Source organism: Serratia sp. NPDC078593 (genome assembly GCF_050268245.1).
Classification (GTDB): Bacteria; Pseudomonadota; Gammaproteobacteria; order Enterobacterales; family Enterobacteriaceae; genus JBNNGK01.
On record NZ_JBNNGK010000013.1, the window covers coordinates 49721 to 69411 of the forward strand.

Genomic DNA, 19691 nt, shown 5'->3' on the forward strand with positions numbered 1-19691 from the left:
CCTTTTTACTCTCACGTGTGAGAAGATATTCCTCAAGGTTGAGATAAGCCTCAGGGGAAAGCCATCTTCATGGCAGGCTGTTTTTAGTGTTCAGCTCGGCCCCACCACGTACCCCACATTTTGCTGCAAGAATGAGAAAACGTCAAAAAACACTGGAACAATATACAGCCCTCATTTTTAGTTAATACATTGAAAAATAAAGGCAAAATAAAAACACCTATCAACATGAAAACATAAAGTGAAGACGATGACGCAAACTTTTATCCCCGGTAAAGACGCCGCACTGGAAGACTCCATCAGCCGTTTCCAACAAAAATTAACTGATTTAGGTTTCAACATCGAAGAGGCTTCCTGGCTTAATCCGGTTCCGCACGTTTGGTCTGTGCATATTCGCGATCGCGATTGCCCACTTTGTTTTACCAACGGTAAAGGTGCCAGCAAAAAAGCCGCGTTGGCTTCCGCTTTGGGCGAATATTTCGAACGTTTGTCGACCAACTATTTCTTTGCCGACTTCTATTTGGGTAAACAGATCGCAGAAGGTGATTTCGTCCATTATCCAAATGAAAAGTGGTTCCCGATCCCCGCAGATGATTCACTACCGTCAGGGATCCTCGATGAGCGCTTGCATGCCTTCTATAATCCTGAGCAAGAAGTGCGCGCCAGTGAACTCATCGATCTGCAGTCAGGTAATGGCGATCGCGGTATCTGCGCCCTGCCGTTCATCCGTCAGTCCGATCGGGAAACGGTGTATATCCCCATGAACATCATTGGCAACCTGTATGTGTCGAATGGCATGTCTGCCGGTAACACAGCCAGTGAAGCCCGCGTACAAGGCCTGTCGGAAGTGTTCGAGCGATATGTGAAAAACCGCATTATCGCCGAATCAATCAGTCTGCCAGAAATTCCTGCCGAGGTTCTGGGCCGCTATCCAGAGGTGGTCGAAGCTATCGCTAAGCTGGAAGAAGAAGGCTTCCCTATCTTGTCCTATGATGCCTCTTTGGGCGGTCATTACCCGGTCATCTGTGTAGTGCTGTTCAACCCAGCCAACGGCACCTGTTTTGCCTCATTTGGCGCCCATCCGGATTTCGGCGTCGCGTTGGAGCGGACGGTTACCGAGCTGTTGCAAGGCCGCAGCCTGAAAGATCTGGATGTGTTTACCGCCCCCACCTTTGACGATGAAGAAGTTGCCGAACATGCCAACCTGGAAACACACTTCATTGATTCCAGCGGCCTGATTTCTTGGGATATGTTTAAGCAAGATGCGGATTACCCGTTTGTTGACTGGAGCTTCAGCGGCAGCACGCAGGAAGAATTCACTACCTTAATGAACATCTTCCAAAAAGAAGATGCCGAAGTGTACATCGCAGATTACGAACATTTGGGTGTCTACGCCTGCCGCATCATCGTGCCGGGTATGTCAGACATCTACCCGGCAGAGGATTTACTGCTGGCCAATAACAGTATGGGCGCACACCTGCGCGATACACTGTTGGCGTTGCCTGGCAGCGATTGGGCACCGGAAGAATATCTGGCCCTGCTCGAACGTCTGGATGATGAAGGCCTCGATGACTTTACTCGGGTACGCGAGTTATTGGGCATCGCCTCTGGTAAAGATAACGCTTGGCATACGCTGCGCGTCGGTGAGCTCAAGTCCATGCTGGCACTGGCTGGGGGAGATATGGAGCAGGCGCTGATTTGGACGGAATGGACGCAAGACTTCAATGCGTCAGTCATGAGCCCACAGCGTAGTAATTACTATCGTTGCCTACAGACACTGTTATTACTCGCTCAAGAGCCAGAACGCGATCCTGCGCAATATCATCACGCTTTCGTCAAGATGTATGGTCATGAAGCCGTTGACGCTGCGTCTGCGGCCATGAGCGGTGAAGAACGCTTTAATGGGTTGTTTGCCGTAGATAACGACCTCAAAGCGCTACCCGCTCATCAGGCGCTGCTCGCCGCCTATGAAAAGCTACAACAGGCGAAACGCCGCTATTGGGCTAAAGCCTAATTGATTATCTGCGCCGGCCGCTGTGTGCCGGCGCAACTTCCCAATCGGTATCCTTACCGCGCCTTATTTTCAGATTAATTTATGCTGCTTAATTAATCGTTATTATCGGTTTTAATCTTAAAAAAAAAGCACAATTCAGCAATACATCGATTATTTGTTACGTGACGGTGAAATATAAATTAACCATGCATTAATCTTTAGCTGTCTACATGCGAAAATAAAGCAAATATTTAACGCAAAACACGTAGTAAACACTGGGTTTTTCAAAAAAAATTGCAAACATTAAAAAATATTTTTCCTATAAAATTCAATAAAATAACGCATTAAACCTTGTTTTTATTACGGTTTTTGAGCGTTTTACTTCGGCCCGTCATGATCCAAATCAATTTTTACCTTATACTGCTTTGCTAGTATCTCATTGCGTTGTTTTAACCCTTTAGAGCGAGAGCTAGCGTGAAAACAGACAACCCTTTCGATCTGTTATTACCTGCCGCAATGGCAAAAGTTGCCGAAGATGCAGGCGTATATAAAGCTACTAAACAGCCGTTAAAAACATTTTATTTGGCGATTACTGCTGGTGTCTTCATTTCTATCGCTTTTGTATTCTATATCACTGCGACAACAGGCACCGCTGCAATACCTTTTGGCATAGCCAAACTGATTGGTGGTATCTGTTTCTCGATGGGGTTAATGTTAGTTGTCGTCTGCGGCGCGGATTTGTTCACCTCCACGGTACTGATCGTGATAGCCAAAGCCAGCGGCCGTATTACTTGGGGTCAACTGGCAGCCAACTGGCTAAATGTCTATATTGGTAATCTGATCGGTGCGCTGTTTTTTGTCGCTCTGATTTGGTTTTCTGGCGAATATATGGCCGCCAACGGTTTATGGGGGTTGAACGTATTACAAACCGCCGATCATAAGCTGCATCACACATTCATTGAGGCCGTCTGTCTTGGCATTTTAGCTAACCTGATGGTTTGCCTGGCCGTATGGATGAGCTACTCTGGCCGCAGTTTGATGGATAAAATGTTTGCCATGATCCTGCCCGTCGCGATGTTCGTCGCCAGCGGTTTTGAGCACAGCATTGCTAACATGTTTATGATTCCTATGGGTATTGTGGTTAAACATTTCGCCACGCCAGAGTTCTGGCAAGCCGTAGGAACAGCACCCGAGCACTTCGCTCACCTGACAGTAAGCAATTTCATTTTCGACAACCTGATTCCCGTCACTATCGGCAATATCATTGGCGGCGGTCTGCTGGTTGGATTGACTTATTGGGTAATTTATCTGCGTGGTGACCAGCAGCACTAAGCTGCCATCGCAACGCCAGGTCCGAAATCCACAATTAGAAGGTAGGTGTATAATGACCGAACTTAATGAGAAGTTAGCCCAAGCTTGGGAAGGTTTCAGCAAAGGTGACTGGCAGAACGAAGTCAACGTGCGTGACTTTATCCAGAAAAACTACACCCCTTATGAGGGTGATGAATCCTTCCTGGCTGGCGCAACTCAAGCCACCACCACGCTGTGGGACAAAGTCATGGAAGGGATCAAACTGGAAAACCGCACTCATGCGCCAGTTGACTTCGACACCAACGTTGCCTCTACCATCATTTCCCACGATGCGGGCTACATCAATAAAGACCTGGAAACCATCGTCGGTCTGCAAACGGAAGCGCCATTAAAACGTGCGTTGATTCCATTCGGCGGCATCAAAATGGTTGAAGGTTCGTGCAAGGTTTATGGCCGCGAACTGGATCCACAGCTGAAAAAAGTTTTCACCGAATACCGTAAAACGCACAACCAAGGCGTCTTCGATGTTTACACCAAAGATATCCTGAACTGCCGTAAATCTGGCGTTCTGACCGGTCTGCCAGATGCCTACGGTCGTGGCCGTATCATCGGTGACTATCGTCGCGTTGCGCTGTACGGCATCGATTTCCTGATGGCTGACAAGCTGAACCAGTTCAAGTCACTGCAAGACAAGCTGGAAAACGGCGAAGATCTGGAAATGACCATCCAACTGCGTGAAGAAATCGCAGAACAGCATCGCGCTCTGGGTCAAATTAAAGAAATGGCGGCCAAATACGGTTGCGATATTTCCCGCCCAGCGACTAACGCACAAGAAGCCGTACAGTGGACCTACTTCGGTTACTTGGCCGCGGTGAAATCCCAAAACGGCGCGGCGATGTCCTTCGGTCGTGTATCCACCTTCCTTGACGTGTACATCGAACGTGACATCAACGCCGGTAAACTGACGGAAGAACAAGCTCAGGAATTGATTGACCACTTGGTCATGAAACTGCGTATGGTTCGTTTCCTGCGTACCCCGGAATATGATGAGCTGTTCTCTGGCGACCCGATCTGGGCGACAGAATCCCTGGCAGGTATGGGCGTTGATGGTCGTACTCTGGTTACCAAAAACAGCTTCCGCTTCCTGAATACGCTGTACACCATGGGGCCATCTCCAGAACCAAACATGACCATTCTGTGGTCTGAAAAACTGCCACTGAACTTCAAAAAATTCGCGGCGAAAGTCTCCATCGATACCTCTTCCGTACAGTATGAAAACGATGATCTGATGCGCCCTGATTTCAACAACGATGACTACGCCATCGCCTGTTGTGTCAGCCCAATGATTGTTGGTAAACAAATGCAGTTCTTCGGTGCGCGTGCCAACCTGGCTAAAACCATGTTGTATGCGATCAACGGCGGCGTTGACGAAAAACTGAAAATGCAGGTTGGTCCGAAAGAAGCCCCAATGATGGATACCGTGCTGGACTATGACAAAGTCATGGAACGCATGGATCACTTTATGGATTGGTTAGCTAAACAGTATGTTACCGCACTGAACATTATTCACTACATGCACGACAAGTACAGCTATGAAGCGGCGCTGATGGCATTGCATGACCGTGATGTTTACCGCACCATGGCTTGCGGTATCGCTGGCCTGTCCGTGGCGGCTGACTCCCTGTCTGCCATCAAGTACGCGAAAGTTTCTACCATTCGTGACGAAGACGGTTTAGCCATTGACTTCAAAGTCGAAGGCGAATATCCGCAATTTGGTAACAACGATCCTCGCGTTGATGACATCGCGTGTGATCTGGTAGAACGTTTCATGAAGAAAATTCAGAAACTGCGCACCTACCGCAATGCTGTGCCAACACAATCTGTACTGACCATCACCTCCAACGTAGTGTACGGTAAAAAAACGGGTAATACCCCAGACGGTCGCCGTGCTGGCGCGCCATTTGGCCCTGGTGCTAACCCAATGCACGGCCGTGACCAGAAAGGTGCAGTAGCCTCTCTGACTTCCGTCGCCAAACTGCCGTTTGCTTACGCGAAAGATGGTATCTCTTACACCTTCTCCATCGTGCCAAACGCACTGGGTAAAGACGACGACGTGCGTAAAGCCAACCTGGCCGGTCTGATGGATGGCTACTTCCACCACGAGGCGTCAATTGAAGGGGGTCAGCACCTGAACGTTAACGTAATGAACCGTGAAATGCTGCTGGACGCAATGGAAAACCCTGAGAAATATCCTCAGTTGACCATCCGCGTATCCGGTTATGCTGTACGCTTCAACTCGCTGACTAAAGAACAGCAACAAGATGTGATTACCCGTACGTTCACCCAAACGATGTAATCCGTAAACTCAGCGGGTGGGTAACAACCCGCTGAGTCAATTGCTACTGGGGCCGGATTTTCCGGCCTTTTTAACACATCACACTCCCCCCTGACTCGAGATGAGTCTGTTTTGCCAGACGTCTATAATCGATGGATATCCGGCAAAACAGTTATCCGGTAAATAGCCGGCCAACAGGCATCTTTCCACTCTGGTATTGGGCGCTGCCCTATTACCGCATCGCTGATACCTGACTGGCGGCTATACACCTATTTTTAGGCTGCGTTTGACAGTCAATATTGGAGAAAACCCCGCAATGTCAGTGAAAGGTCGCATTCACTCCTTCGAATCCTGTGGCACCGTTGATGGCCCAGGTATCCGCTTTATTGTTTTCTTCCAGGGCTGCCTGATGCGCTGCCTGTATTGCCACAACCGTGATACTTGGGATACGCACGGCGGGAAAGAAGTCACCGTTGAAGAACTGATGAAAGATGCTGTTTCCTATCGTCATTTTATGAATGCATCTGGCGGAGGCGTTACCGCGTCCGGTGGTGAAGCTATTCTGCAGGCTGAGTTTGTACGCGATTGGTTCCGTGCTTGCCACGAAGAAGGGATCAATACCTGTTTGGATACCAATGGGTTTGTACGTCGTTACGATCCGGTGATTGACGAGCTATTAGATACCACCGATCTTGTCATGCTCGATCTGAAACAAATGGATGATGCCATTCATCAGAATCTGGTCGGGGTTTCTAATCACCGTACGCTGGAATTCGCTCGCTATTTAGCGAAGCGCAATCAACGCACGTGGATCCGCTATGTGGTCGTCCCGGGATGGTCAGATGATGATAAGTCCGCGCATTTGCTGGGTGAGTTCACCAAAGACATGACCAACATCGAAAAGATCGAATTGTTGCCCTACCATGAGTTAGGCAAACATAAATGGGTAGCGATGGGCGAAGAATACAAGCTAGATGGCGTCCATCCGCCAAAAGCGGAAACCATGGAGCGGGTAAAAGGAATCTTGGAAAGTTATGGTCACCACGTGATTTATTAACTTTCGGCGATCTCGGCCAGAGACTGATGCCACTCGGTTAAATCCGAGTGGCATTTTTATTAGGCTCGAAAAACCACTTTCATTACGCGGCAGCCAATGGCGTGTGATGATGATCGGGTCTTTTTAACAACATCACCAAATACACCAGTGCAACGGCAGCAATCATCACAAACAATACATGGTCAGAATAATTCTGCATCAACATCGCTGTCATGGATGGGCCAACTAAACTGCCGATGGTATAACTCATCAACAGAGCCTGATTCATTGCCACCAATTCATGTGGTAATGCTTTCTCACAGGCCCAAGACATAGCCACCGGATATAAGGTAAAGCCCGCGCAGCCAAGAATGAACAACGTCGGCGCCATCGCATAATGGCTCAACATCGCCACACTAGCCAGAATCACCACGAAGACCTGAATGCGTAGCACCAGCAATCTACCGTAGCGATCGGCCATGCGCCCGACAGGCCATTGTCCAATGATGCCTGAGCTGACTAACAACGCCATCCAGTAACCCACATTGGCATCACTAAACCCTTGATGCGATAAATATAACGGCATCAATCCATATAACGATCCCAAGACAATACCAGAAATAATACAACCGTTAATGCCGAGCCGAGCACCTCGGCGTTTCAGCATGGGCCAAACGGCGGCCTGTGGCGGCTCATCTTCCGCACGGTTAACACGCGCAAATAGCATTGGCAACATTGCGATAACCACCAAAGCGGTCACCCACGGCAGTACGCTGAGTAACTGGGTAGAAACCATACCCAGTAACAATTGCCCCACTACCGTCCCGAGATAGTAAACCATCATGTAAGCCGCCAGCAGTTGACCACGGTTACTCAGATTACCACTGCGTAATAGCGCACTTTCTACAATGACCCATATCCAAGCGCACCCCATGCCGGCAAAGAAGCGCCACCCCATCCAACTCCAAAAATCGAGTGATAACACCATACCGGCGGTAGCCACCGCAAAAACCAAGCAGGCAACGTGGTAACTGCGCGTGAAGCCGATACGTTTAATCAGTTTACCGGCAACCAACGTGCCGACTAAATTACCCGTAAAGTAAGAAGAACTGACCATGCCAACTTGCCAGGTTGCCAGCTGGGCATGATTTAACCAAAGAGGGACTAACGTATTCAATACGGCAATGGAAACCGTGATCAACAATAAGCCACAGAGCAGCAGTAGCACTGGGCGGGAATATGCGGACATAATGAAATAGAAACCGAACACGCAATGAAGGTGTGCGCATCATGCCACTGGCGATAAAAAAGTCAATTGGCTAACTCAGGGGAATAGCACAATATGTTGATTAAATTTTTGAGGAGACGTTCAAAGCCGTGCTGGCAGTGCTCTCTCTCCGGTCGCGGCCAGCGAAATATGGCCGTGAAAGCAAGATAACTTGCACAAGCCGCAGCCGTTACATTGCAGCTCATTACATTGTAATTGACGATCGCCTTGTGCCGTTTGGCCCAATGACAACGCCTGTTGTGGGCAACTGATGATACATATTCGGCAACTGTCCTGCCGCCCCAGACAACTCGCACTGATTTGCGGGCGCAGCGTGGTATCGCAGGGCATGTGGGTTCGTAATGCGCCGGTCCGGCAGGCTGAAGTACATTGGGTGCAGTGATCACACTCGGTAAATTCAACGTTAAGCGTGGCTTTATCGTTTTCCAAGGTCAATAAACCGTATGGACAGACGTTAAGGCAATCACCACAGCCGTTACACGCAGCGCTGAAAAGGGGCTCTGGTAACGCCTGCGGTGGACGTGCAACAATAGGTGGCACGTCTTTACCTTCGGTATTTAGCGGTTGCTTAACACGCGCAACCCAATGGGTAAACAGCCGCCGACGCTGACGGCCTTCAGCACTCAGAGACTGTTCATTTTCCATTAGAAATACAGCTCCAATTCGGCTACTGGTTCCGTACACTCTTGTGCCCACGCGTTCAACGTGCTTTGTGCCAACTGCGCCAATCCTAGATAGAATGGATGCGCCGCATATTGTTCCAACAGAGCCAAAAAGCGCGGTGCCCAAGGTAAAACATGTTGGGCCAATAAGCTTTGCAACAACTTACCCTGCTGTTCTTCTGCCAACCAAGCAGCCATCATCAACAACGTCCCTATATGATCTTCCGGCTCGTTTTGCTCACGTTGAGTATCGATGCCGTTATTGCGTAACCATTTACGCAGACGCAAGGTCGAGTCACCAAACAGTACACTTTCTTTATCCAGATAGACCGATCCCCACGGTGGCGCGGGCAAAGCATAAGGCCCGACAAACAGCCGTTGATACGCTTGCGATAGCGTCTCTGACTGTTGGTCTTTGATACCTTCGGCGATCTGTGCGGCAGATTGGTTCTCGTCATAAGGCCACTCCGCCAACCAGGCAGGATCGCTCATGGCCGCCAATAAGGTACGACATTCATCGCTTTCCGGCGGTGCATACAACAACACCCCGAGTACGCGGCCAGTTAACGCAATATTCTCAAGCTTCATAACATCAATTTTCCATCTTAGCAGCGCCTTCCCATCCTCTTTCAAACCGTTGTTATCAGCATTGGGGCTATATCTTGCTTGGCTGTTGGCATTCACCCCGGCTTCTGAAAACACAGCGCCGGGGCTCCGTCAATTATCGCCCCACGACAGTTTAAAATTGATGAGAGATAACGATACTCATCATTAACATTAGCCTGCCACCGCCATACCGACGGTCATATGCAGGCCGTAAAAGACACCGCGGCCGATCAACTCCCCGGCGACCACGAATATAAAGCCGAGCGTCAACCCCATGACATTCGCGTTACCACGCCGCAGCTGAGGGCAGATCCAACAGCCAAGGCCTAATACCACCAGCACTAAACGCCAAACCATCAACTGCCCATACTGAGGAATGAGCGCAGATGCTTGCTGCACCGAGCTGCTGATTGTCGCCAGTTCGCTGCCCTGCATGATTGCCGCCCCCAGACTCACCAGCAACGCTATCACACTGACCATGATCAAGGCGTTACGCTTGGCAACCGTCAATCCAGCCGCGCGCAACAATAAAACGCCCAGCATTGGCCCACCAATAAACACCGTCAAGAAAAAGCCCAGCGTAGTGTAGCTGTTATGCCAAGTTGGCACCGTATCTATTTGATATACGCGCGTCATTGCATACACAAACAGCAAACCCAATAACATGATCACCATCAACCACAGTTTACCCAAGGCTGAGGGTATCTTGTTAAACATGGCCAATAGCCAATAAATACCGCCAACGGCAAAAAACAGTGAACCGCTGGCAATTTCATTACTTAGCGGCGAGGCCCCGATGCGGTTTAACGAGTTGAACGCCCGCAGTGGTGAGCCCAAGTGCAAAACGGAGGCAATAAACGCAATCCCCATCAATAACCATAGAAAAAACATCGAGCGATGCACCGCTTGGCGTTCACGATCGGTCAGATTACCGCTCATCAGCGCCAACCCCATCACGATCACCCCCCCCACTACGCATTGACCTAATACCGTAAACAACATCAGTGGCCATTCATGCCATCCCATACCCATGTTATACCTCCTTTGGATTGGCCAGATGGCCGGTGGTGTCGCCGGTTGGGCGGCTATTGGCGTTAGGTTTAAGCACAATGCACGGTTGGGTGAAATGCGCCGCAGGCAACGGCGCAACCTGCGCTAAGGTGCCATGCTGCTGACGTAACTCGTCAATCGGGCCAAAATCCAAAGCCCGTAATGGGCAAGACTCCACACAGATCGGTTTTTTACCGTCGGCGACGCGCTCATGGCAGCCATCACACTTGGTCATGTGCCCTTTTGCCGCGTTATACTGCGGAGCACCATATGGGCAAGCCATATGGCAGTAACGGCACCCAATGCAAACCTCTTCATTGACGACCACAAACCCATCATCGCGTTTATGCATCGCGCCACTCGGACACACTTTGGTACAGGCTGGGTCTTCACAATGGTTACAAGCAATCGACAGATAGTAAGCAAACACATTCTGGTGCCAGCCATCACCATCCTGCTGCCAATCCCCACCGGCATATTCATAAATGCGGCGAAAGCTGACGTCAGGCGTCAGGTTTTTGTAGTCTTTACAGGCCAGCTCACACGTTTTACAGCCGGTGCAGCGGCTTGAATCAATAAAAAATCCGTATTGCGTAGTCATCCACTACTCCTTAAATCTTGGCAACCTGCACCAGGTTGGTATGAGACGGGTTACCTTTCGCCAATGGCGACGGCCGTTGGGTGGTAAGTACGTTGATGCTGCCTGCATGGTCGATACGACTACCATCCGGCGTATACCAGGCACCTTCCCCCAGCGCCACAACACCCGGCCGCATCCGCGGCGTGACTTTGGCGTTGATCCGTACCTCGCCACGATCGTTAAAAATGCGAATTAAATCGCCGTTGGTTATGTTGCGCTGTGCGGCGTCGATCGGGTTGATCCACATTTCCTGTCGACACGCCGCTTTTAAGACATCAACATTGCCGTAGGTAGAGTGGGTACGCGCTTTATAATGGAAGCCGGTCAGTTGCAGAGGATATTGGCTAGCAAGCGGATCGTTATAGTTTTCAAACCCTGCCGCATAGACGGGCAAGGGATGAATCACATCATCTTTATCGAGTTCCCAGATTGCGGCCAACTCAGCCAAGGCCGTTGAGTAGATTTCAATTTTCCCCGACGGCGTAGTCAGTGGGTTTGCCGCCGGATCGGCACGAAAATCACGATAAGCAACGTGATGCCCGTCGGGATCGCGCTGTTTGTAGATGCCCTGCGCCAAGAATTGCTCAAAGCTCGGTAATCCCGGGAGCTTTTCACGCGACTGTTGATAGAGGTACCGCAACCACTGCTCTTGGTCACGCCCTTCAGTAAAACGTTGCTCAACCCCCATACGCCGGGCAATCTCGCTGGTCATGTCATAAATGGTTTTGCATTCAAAGCGCGGTGTTATCGCTTGATTAGCAAAAATCACGTACCCCATATTGCCGCTTGAGGCATCAAGACAAAAATCCATCTGCTCTGATGCCGTACAATCGGGCAAAATGAGATCGGCATATTTAGCTGAAGCGGTCATGTGGTTATCAATCACCACGATCATTTCGCACTGTTTATCATCCTGCAAAATGTCATGAGTCCGGTTAATATCAGAATGCTGATTAATCAGGCAATTACCGGCATAGTTCCAGATGAATTTGATCGGCACGTCGAGCTTATCTTTACCGCGCACGCCATCGCGCTTAGCCGTCATTTCCGTCCCACGTGCAATCGCGTCTGTCCAAAGGAACATCGAAATGCTGGTTTTGATTGGGTTTTCCAATGTCGGCATACGGACGAACGGCAAACTGTAAGAGCCTTCTCGGGCACCGCTATTGCCGCCATTGATCCCAACGTTGCCAGTAAGAATCGGCAGCATTGCGATAGCCCGCGTGGCTATTTCACCATTAGCATGCCGTTGTGGTCCCCATCCCTGGCAGATATAAGCCGGTTTCGCGCTACCTATTTCACGTGCCAACTGAATGATACGTGCCGCTGGAATACCCGTGATTTTCTCGGCCCAGGCGGGGGTTTTCTCGATACCATCATCACCCTGCCCAAGAATATAGGCTTTGTAATGGCCGTTGGTTGGCGCACCTGCAGGCAGCGTTTTTTCATCGTAACCCACACAGTATTTATCCAAAAATGGCTGATCGACGAGGTTTTCTGTGATCAAGACATGCGCTAAACCGGCAACCAATGCGCCATCGGTGCCAGGGCGAATGGGAATCCACTCATCTTCACGCCCTGCCGCCGTATCGGTATAGCGTGGATCAATAATGATCAGCCGCGCATTTGAACGCTCCCGTGCTTGCTCCAGCAGATACGTCACGCCACCGCCGCTCATACGGGTTTCGCCCGGATTATTACCGAACATCACCACCAACTGACTGTTTTCAATATCTGTCGGGCTGTTACCATCAGCCCAACCGCCATAGGTATAATTAAGCCCGGCGGCGATCTGCGCCGAACTGTAGTCACCATAATGATTGAGATAGCCACCGCAACAGTTCATCAAGCGCGCGATCAACGTGGCACCCGGTGGCCACGAGCGGGTCATGGTACCGCCTAACGTACCCGTGCCATAATTTAGATAAATGGCTTCGTTGCCATAATCTTTAATGATTCGCTTGAGGTTATCACTCACCAGCGTGAAGGCTTCATCCCAACTGATACGCTTAAATTTACCCTCGCCACGTTTGCCTACGCGCTTCATCGGATACTTCAGCCTATCCGGGTTATATACCCGACGGCGCATCGAACGACCACGCAGACAGGCACGAACCTGATGCAGCCCTTCATACGCATCGTCACCGGTATTATCCGTTTCGACATAGCGTATTTCGCCATCCGTTACATGCATACGTAATGGACAACGGCTACCGCAGTTGACGGTACAGGCGCTCCAAACCACCTTCTCATCGGATTGAGAGGCTACGGGTGCCATTGATGCCTGTGCGTGAGTCTGGCGTGTAAACGGCAATGCAAAACCACCTGCCGACACTGCCAAACTGCCGATGGCAGCGCTCTTTATCAATTTGCGTCGGGAGCAGGCAAAATCAGTCCGCGTTTTTGTTTCTTTTTTGCTCATAATGATATCACTCTGGGTTGCTTCAACTTGCCGCCCAACCCTGCGGCGGCAACAATAAGTTATGAGGTTGACTCAGCGCTCTGATCACACCTTATCGATTTGAATGAGATTGGTATGTTGCGGATTACCTTTCGCCAGTGGCGAAGGGCGATGCGTGGTCAGGGTATTCATACAAGCACCGTGGTCGATCCGATCGCCCCGCATATTGGCTTGATGCCAGGCTCCCTGCCCCATAGCGACCACACCCGGCATGATACGCGGCGTCACTTTAGCGGCTACGCGTATTTCACCACGCGCGTTAAACACTCGAACCGTGTCTCCCTGCACGATGCTGCGCGCTTCGGCGTCCAGCGGGTTAATCCACACCTCCTGCGGACAAGCCGCCTGCAAAACGTCAATATTGCCGTAGCTTGAATGCGTGCGTGCCTTGTAGTGAAAACCGAACATTTGCAACGGATAATCTTTGCGCAGCGGATCGTCCCAGCCTTCAAAAGTTGACGCGTAAATGGGTAACGGGCTGATGGTTTCATCGGGCTGTAGATCCCACGTTGCAGCAATTTCAGCCAAACGAGCGGAGTAGATCTCAATCTTGCCGGAAGGGGTATTCAGCGGGTGAGTCTCGGGGTGTTGGCGGAATTGTTGATAGGCGACAAAATGACCATTGGGATCTTTGCGCTTATAAATCCCCATCTGACGTAATGCTTCGTAGGACGGCAACTGAGGATCTTTTTCCCGCATTTTGGCATAGAGGTGTTGCAGCCATTGCGCCTGCGAGCGCCCTTCGGTGAACGTCTGATAAACCTCTGGCCCTAAGCGACGCGCTATTTCACTCATCACCTCATAAATCGGCTTACGTTCAAACTTGGCGGATGTTGCGGGCTGGATGAAAATCAGATACCCCATATTGCCGGCGTAATCATTAGGAATGATATCCTCTTGCTCAACGGTCATCAGGTCTGGCAACAGAATATCGGCATATTTAGCCGACGCCGTCATGAAGTTTTCCAACACCACGATCATCTCGCATTGCGCGTCATCCTGTAAAATATCGTGGGTTTTATTGATGTCTGAATGCTGGTTTATCAGGGTGTTACCGGCATAGTTCCAAATGAACTTGATGGGGACGTCCAGCCGTTCTTTACCACGTACGCCGTCACGTTTGGCGGTCATTTCCGGCCCACGCACAATGGCATCGGTCCAGCTAAAACAGGATATCTGGGTTTTCACCGGATTGTCTAACACCGGCATACGTTCGATGGTAATGGTGTAGGTAGACTCACGCGCTCCGCTGTTGCCACCGTTAATGCCGACGTTACCGGTCAAAATGGGCAGCATCGCAATAGCCCGAGAAGTCAGCTCACCATTGGCCTGCCGCTGCGGCCCCCAACCTTGTGAAATATAGGCGGGTTTCGTACTGCCGATCTCACGCGCCAGTTTGATGATGCGATCGGCCGGGATACCGGTAATTTTCGACGCCCATAACGGTGTTTTTTCAATTCCGTCATCACCGTAACCCAGAATATAGGCTTTATAATGTCCATTAGCTGGCGCGCCTGCGGGTAATGTTTTTTCGTCGTACCCCACACAGTAGGTATCCAGAAATGCCTGATCGACCCTATTTTCACTGATCAACACATGAGCCAAACCCGCAACTAACGCCGCATCAGTGCCAGGCCGGATCGGTATCCATTCATCTTCACGCCCTGCTGCCGTGTCGGTATAACGGGGATCGATGACAATCATTCGCGCATTGGAACGTTCGCGCGCCTGTTCCAAGTAATAGCTAATCCCGCCGCCGCTCATGCGCGTCTCCGCGGGGTTATTGCCAAACAGCACCACCAGTTTGCTATTTTCAATATCCGACGTGCTATTCCCTTCATTACTCCCGTAGGTATAGGGCATAGCGCAGGCAATCTGCGCGGTACTGTACGTACCATAATGGCTAAGAAAACCGCCGTAACAGTTCATCAAACGCGCGACTAATGATGCGTACGGTGATGAGCGGGTGATATTTCCCCCAACGATGCCAGAGGTGTAATTGATGTACACCGCTTCATTGCCGTACTTTTCAACAATACGTTGCAAGTTACTGACAATTTCGCTGTAGGCTTCCTCCCAGCTAATACGTTTAAACTTACCTTCGCCGCGTTTTCCTACTCGCTTCATCGGATAATTAAGACGTTCAGGATGATTCATGCGGCGACGGATGGAGCGGCCACGCAAACAGGCACGAACTTGATGATTACCATAAATGTCTGCGCCGGTGTTATCCGTCTCAACCCAATAGACTTCGTCATCACGTACGTGCAAACGTAGTGCACAGCGGCTACCGCAGTTAACGGAACAGGCGCCCCACACAACTTTGTCTTCCGCTGCCGCTTGTCTGGCGGCACGCACCGAATCGGCCAGTGCTCGCTGACTGAAGGGTAATGTGATACCGCCGGCGGCCATCGTCAGTCCTACTGCCGCACTGGCTTTTATCCATGTTCGGCGGCTGATTTCCCCGCCCAGCAATGGTGATTTTATGTTCGACATACACTCGCTCCAAAACTTATCCCAACATGGGGCAGGCTATAACCGAGAGTTCAAAGCCTGTCTGGAGGAGAGCCGCAAATTATCTGCGAGATTATTGGAATAGAATTACCCCTCCATGACGAGGGATATTACCTATAAGTGAGTAGCAAACTTTGTCTGCTATCAATAAAGCGAGGAAATTTGTAGTGACACGATGCAAACAAAAAAAGCGCCCTAAGGCGCTTTTATAGAATCGGTGTTATTTAGCCAATATAGTCAAGGCCACCCATGTATGGACGCAATACCTCTGGCACCTGAATGCGGCCATCAACTTGCTGATAGTTCTCCAACACCGCGACCAAGGTACGCCCCACCGCTAAGCCTGAACCGTTCAGTGTATGCACCAAGCGCGGTTTTTTCTCCGTTTTGCTACGGCTGCGAGCCTGCATACGGCGCGCTTGGAAATCCCACATATTGGAACAAGAAGAAATTTCACGGTAGGTATTTTGCGCCGGTAGCCACACTTCCAAATCGTAAGTTTTGCAGGCGCCAAAGCCCATGTCGCCGGTGCACAGCAGCACTTTACGATAAGGCAGATTCAGCAATTGCAACACTTTTTCAGCGTGACCGGTGAGCTCTTCTAACGCGTTCATCGATTCTTCTGGACGCACGATCTGAACCATTTCAACTTTATCGAACTGGTGCATACGGATCAAACCACGGGTATCACGCCCATAAGAACCGGCTTCAGCACGGAAGCACGGCGTATGCGCAGTCATTTTCAGCGGCAGTGCTTCTTCTTCCAGAATTTCGTCGCGCACCAGATTGGTTACCGGAACTTCCGCCGTCGGAATCAGCGCATAATGGCTGCTTTCAGACTCTTCTTCCAGCGGCTTGGTATGGAACAGGTCATCACCAAACTTAGGTAACTGCCCCGTACCGTAAAGCGTGGCATGGTTAACCAAATACGGGACATAGGTTTCCAGATAGCCATGCTGTTCGGTGTGCAGATCCAGCATGAATTGCGCCAGCGCACGGTGCATGCGCGCAATTTGCCCTTTCATGACCACAAAACGTGAGCCCGTCAGTTTTACCGCGGCGGCAAAATCTAACCCCCCCGCCATCTCGCCTAAGTCAACGTGATCGCGCACCGGGAAATCATAGGTACGTGGCTCCCCCCAACGGCTGACCTCTTGGTTCTCGCTGTCATCTTTACCGTTAGGCACAGAATCATCTGGCAGGTTGGGCAGTGTCAGAGCGTAATCGCGGATTTCACTCAGCAACGTATCCAGTTCCGCCTTAGCCGCATCCAGCTTATCACCCAGCTCGTTCACTTCGCGACGCAGCGGCTCAATATCCTCCCCGCGCGCTTTCGCCGCGCCGATGGATTTCGATCGGGAATTACGTTCTGCCTGCAGTTGTTCAGTTTCTACCTGCAGAACTTTGCGGCGTTCTTCTTGTGAACGCAACAAATCCAGATCGAGTTTAAAGCCTCTGCGAGCCAGTTTTTCGGCGACTGCGTCTAGCTCATTACGCAGCAGATTGGGATCGAGCATGCTAGTCCTGTGCTTGTTGTTATTGAAAGAAAATCTGTCGTTCTATGCCGCTAATGAAAAGCCGCATAAAGGAAGAGTGATAGCTGCTAACCTTACCGCAACGGCAACGCTAGCGGTAGCGTTTTGTCTGGCTATTTTGATCCTGTTCAGCGAGCCAAGCCAACTTTTCGTTAATTTTACCCTCCAACCCACGAGCCGTCGGTTGATAATAGCGTGTGTTGGCCATTTCAGGCGGGAAGTAGTTCTCACCGGCAGCATAGGCATGGGGTTCATCGTGCGCGTAACGGTATTCTGCGCCCAGGCCCATCTCTTTCATTAAGCTCGTCGGCGCATTGCGCAGATGCTCTGGCACGTCGTAGTCCGCCATTTCTTTCGCATCACGCATTGCCGCTTTGAAAGCGGTATACACGGCATTGCTTTTCGGCGCACAGGCTAAATAAACAATCGCTTGAGCAATCGCGCGTTCGCCTTCGGCCGGACCAACGCGGGTAAAGCAATCCCAAGCCGCGAGCGCTACCTGCATACCGCGAGGATCGGCATTGCCGACATCCTCAGAGGCGATCGCCAGCAAACGACGAGCAACATACAATGGATCGCCACCCGCGGTAATAATGCGCGCATACCAATAGAGCGCCGCATCTGGTGCCGAACCGCGAACCGACTTATGCAGGGCCGAGATCAAATCGTAATAGCGATCGCCTTTGTTATCAAAACGTGCACTGCGTTCACCCGAGACTTCTTTCAATAATTCTGGCGTCAATACTCGCCAGCCTTTCTCGTTGATCTCCGCCATGTCGGCCATCATTTCAAGACTGTTCAGCGCCCGCCGGGCATCACCACCGACCAACTCCGACAACATACGCCGTGTTTCTTGCGGCAGCTCAATATGTTGCCCACCGAAGCCGCGATGGCTGTCGTGCATCGCCTGCTCCAACACCTGGCTGATATCCTCAGTGGTGAGCGCTTTCAACAGATAGACGCGAGCCCGTGACAGTAACGCTGAATTTAATTCAAATGAGGGGTTTTCGGTGGTCGCCCCAATAAAAGTGATGGTGCCATCTTCAATATGGGGCAAGAAGGCATCCTGCTGACTTTTATTAAAGCGGTGTACCTCATCAACAAACAAAATGGTACGGCGACCCGCATGACGATTTTGACGTGCACGCTCGATCGCCTCCCGGATTTCTTTAATCCCGGAAGTCACGGCAGAGATGCGCTCGACGTCGGCCTGGCCATAGTGAGCGATCAGTTCTGCCAATGTCGTTTTCCCGGTACCAGGCGGCCCCCACAGAATCATCGAATGCAGCTGTCCTGCCTCAATAGCGCGCGGCAACGGTTTACCCGGCGCCAATAAATGCTGCTGACCAATGTACTGTGCCAACGTCGTTGGCCGCATACGTGCGGCCAACGGTTGGAATTCATTCTGAGAAAAGTCGAGAGACAGATTATTACTCACGCAAACCTCACTGGCGCTGGTCGTCCAGCGTCACCCCCTCTGGCGGGGTAAATTTAAATTTGCTGGCGTCAACAGCCGTATTTTGTTGGCTTTTTAACGCATAAGCGCTGCGTTGACCATCTTGCTCCACCGCTGCAAAACTCTTGATTGTGCCACTGTTGGTCACCGAAATCGCAAACTGCTTCAGATTACCGTTGCGTGATTTCGGCGTCAGTTCAAAATCATCGCCTTGCTGTTTAATGTTGTACTGTTTCCAATCATTCGGGTTATTACGCGTGATCAGCATGAATGGCGTATTACCGGTGGCACTTTTCAACCACGTCGCCGTCACCTGTTCTACAAAGGGATTATAGAACCACAGCGTTGTCCCGTCAGAAACCAATACGCTTTCATCCGGTGACGTCATATGCCAGTTAAACAGGTTCGGCCGCTTAACCCACAGCTCGCCTTCCCCTTGCTGTACCGCGGAGCCGTCGCTACCAGTGACAGTCTGGGTAAAACTCGCATGGAACGTATTCACTTTTGCCAAGCGCGTTTGTAGATCCCGTTCTGCATTTGCCAACACAGAGGCAGAAGCAAACCCTGAAAGCAGGCAACAAGCAACTAACAGTTTTTTCATTATTCCAAATACCTTATGAAATGCGTTTACCGCAGAGTAATGCCAGCGGATCGATTATCCCGTAACATCTCACACTCTACCGGAAGCCGAACTGAGGCAAAACGACCAATATTCTGAGAAGCTACGGGTTTACGCTTCTTTGCATAAAGGCCGCAGAGCGGCCTTTATGGTTAATGACAACGTTACCTTTAACCCGAGATACGCGA

General features: G+C 50.6%; 14 protein-coding genes. 4 read left to right on the top strand and 10 right to left on the bottom strand.

The window, feature by feature from the left end; genetic code table 11:
• The first annotated feature begins 247 nt into the window (after positions 1 to 247).
• The 4 genes from ycaO (at position 248) to pflA (ending at position 6693) form a co-directional block, all read left to right on the top strand.
• Positions 248 to 2011: a 30S ribosomal protein S12 methylthiotransferase accessory factor YcaO gene (gene ycaO, locus ACQKDS_RS14860; protein WP_399672110.1), complete on the top strand. Its 1764-nt coding sequence runs from the start codon at positions 248 to 250 to the stop codon at positions 2009 to 2011.
• Between the two features lie 453 nt (positions 2012 to 2464).
• On the top strand, positions 2465 to 3322 hold the full coding sequence (gene focA / locus ACQKDS_RS14865) for a formate transporter FocA (protein WP_399672112.1): 858 nt from the start codon (positions 2465 to 2467) through the stop codon (positions 3320 to 3322).
• A 52-nt stretch (positions 3323 to 3374) separates the two neighbouring features.
• A complete protein-coding gene (pflB, locus tag ACQKDS_RS14870; protein WP_399672114.1) occupies positions 3375 to 5657 on the top strand; it encodes a formate C-acetyltransferase in 2283 nt (760 codons plus the stop codon).
• Positions 5658 to 5952: 295 nt separating this feature from the next.
• Positions 5953 to 6693 carry a pyruvate formate lyase 1-activating protein gene (gene pflA, locus ACQKDS_RS14875; protein ID WP_399672116.1) on the top strand — a complete coding sequence of 247 codons (741 nt, stop codon included), beginning with the start codon at positions 5953 to 5955 and terminating at the stop codon, positions 6691 to 6693.
• Positions 6694 to 6775: 82 nt separating this feature from the next.
• Here pflA and ACQKDS_RS14880 read toward each other — a convergent pair whose 3' ends face one another.
• The 10 genes from ACQKDS_RS14880 to lolA all read right to left on the bottom strand — a co-directional run bounded on the left by ACQKDS_RS14880 (position 6776) and on the right by lolA (position 19485).
• Complete coding sequence (locus ACQKDS_RS14880) at positions 6776 to 7921, bottom strand: MFS transporter (protein WP_399672118.1); 1146 nt, start codon at positions 7919 to 7921, stop codon at positions 6776 to 6778.
• A gap of 120 nt (positions 7922 to 8041) precedes the next feature.
• Positions 8042 to 8605, bottom strand: coding sequence for a 4Fe-4S dicluster domain-containing protein (locus ACQKDS_RS14885; RefSeq protein ID WP_399672120.1), 564 nt, complete (start codon positions 8603 to 8605; stop codon positions 8042 to 8044).
• Positions 8605 to 9210: a Tat proofreading chaperone DmsD gene (dmsD, locus tag ACQKDS_RS14890; RefSeq protein ID WP_399672122.1), complete on the bottom strand. Its 606-nt coding sequence runs from the start codon at positions 9208 to 9210 to the stop codon at positions 8605 to 8607. Before dmsD ends, ACQKDS_RS14885 begins: the two co-directional genes overlap by 1 nt.
• 189 nt (positions 9211 to 9399) lie before the next feature.
• Positions 9400 to 10260: a dimethyl sulfoxide reductase anchor subunit family protein gene (locus ACQKDS_RS14895; RefSeq protein WP_399672124.1), complete on the bottom strand. Its 861-nt coding sequence runs from the start codon at positions 10258 to 10260 to the stop codon at positions 9400 to 9402.
• A 1-nt stretch (position 10261) separates the two neighbouring features.
• The gene (locus ACQKDS_RS14900) at positions 10262 to 10879 is read right to left on the bottom strand and encodes a DMSO/selenate family reductase complex B subunit (RefSeq protein WP_399672126.1); all 618 of its coding nucleotides are present in this window, start codon (positions 10877 to 10879) and stop codon (positions 10262 to 10264) included.
• A gap of 10 nt (positions 10880 to 10889) precedes the next feature.
• On the bottom strand, positions 10890 to 13340 hold the full coding sequence (dmsA, locus tag ACQKDS_RS14905) for a dimethylsulfoxide reductase subunit A (RefSeq protein ID WP_399672128.1): 2451 nt from the start codon (positions 13338 to 13340) through the stop codon (positions 10890 to 10892).
• A gap of 84 nt (positions 13341 to 13424) precedes the next feature.
• A complete protein-coding gene (gene ynfE, locus ACQKDS_RS14910) occupies positions 13425 to 15875 on the bottom strand; it encodes a selenate/tellurate reductase subunit YnfE (protein WP_399672130.1) in 2451 nt (816 codons plus the stop codon).
• 242 nt (positions 15876 to 16117) lie between these two features.
• The gene (gene serS / locus ACQKDS_RS14915; RefSeq protein WP_399672132.1) at positions 16118 to 17410 is read right to left on the bottom strand and encodes a serine--tRNA ligase; all 1293 of its coding nucleotides are present in this window, start codon (positions 17408 to 17410) and stop codon (positions 16118 to 16120) included.
• A gap of 109 nt (positions 17411 to 17519) precedes the next feature.
• The gene (locus tag ACQKDS_RS14920; protein WP_399672217.1) at positions 17520 to 18806 is read right to left on the bottom strand and encodes a replication-associated recombination protein A; all 1287 of its coding nucleotides are present in this window, start codon (positions 18804 to 18806) and stop codon (positions 17520 to 17522) included.
• Positions 18807 to 18873: 67 nt separating this feature from the next.
• Positions 18874 to 19485 (bottom strand): outer membrane lipoprotein chaperone LolA, encoded by a 612-nt coding sequence (gene lolA, locus ACQKDS_RS14925; protein ID WP_399672134.1) that lies wholly within the window; start codon positions 19483 to 19485, stop codon positions 18874 to 18876.
• Positions 19486 to 19691: the final 206 nt, after the last annotated feature.

Coding starts and splice junctions, on each gene's coding strand:
- ACQKDS_RS14885 (WP_399672120.1), bottom strand. CDS start 8,605: ATGGAAAATGAACAGTCTCTGAGTGCTGAAGGCCGTCAGCGTCGGCGG.
- ycaO (WP_399672110.1), top strand. CDS start 248: ATGACGCAAACTTTTATCCCCGGTAAAGACGCCGCACTGGAAGACTCC.
- ACQKDS_RS14895 (WP_399672124.1), bottom strand. CDS start 10,260: ATGGGTATGGGATGGCATGAATGGCCACTGATGTTGTTTACGGTATTA.
- pflB (WP_399672114.1), top strand. CDS start 3,375: ATGACCGAACTTAATGAGAAGTTAGCCCAAGCTTGGGAAGGTTTCAGC.
- ACQKDS_RS14880 (WP_399672118.1), bottom strand. CDS start 7,921: ATGTCCGCATATTCCCGCCCAGTGCTACTGCTGCTCTGTGGCTTATTG.
- dmsD (WP_399672122.1), bottom strand. CDS start 9,210: ATGAAGCTTGAGAATATTGCGTTAACTGGCCGCGTACTCGGGGTGTTG.
- dmsA (WP_399672128.1), bottom strand. CDS start 13,340: ATGAGCAAAAAAGAAACAAAAACGCGGACTGATTTTGCCTGCTCCCGA.
- serS (WP_399672132.1), bottom strand. CDS start 17,410: ATGCTCGATCCCAATCTGCTGCGTAATGAGCTAGACGCAGTCGCCGAA.
- ACQKDS_RS14900 (WP_399672126.1), bottom strand. CDS start 10,879: ATGACTACGCAATACGGATTTTTTATTGATTCAAGCCGCTGCACCGGC.
- ACQKDS_RS14920 (WP_399672217.1), bottom strand. CDS start 18,806: ATGCGGCCAACGACGTTGGCACAGTACATTGGTCAGCAGCATTTATTG.
- lolA (WP_399672134.1), bottom strand. CDS start 19,485: ATGAAAAAACTGTTAGTTGCTTGTTGCCTGCTTTCAGGGTTTGCTTCT.
- pflA (WP_399672116.1), top strand. CDS start 5,953: ATGTCAGTGAAAGGTCGCATTCACTCCTTCGAATCCTGTGGCACCGTT.
- ynfE (WP_399672130.1), bottom strand. CDS start 15,875: ATGTCGAACATAAAATCACCATTGCTGGGCGGGGAAATCAGCCGCCGA.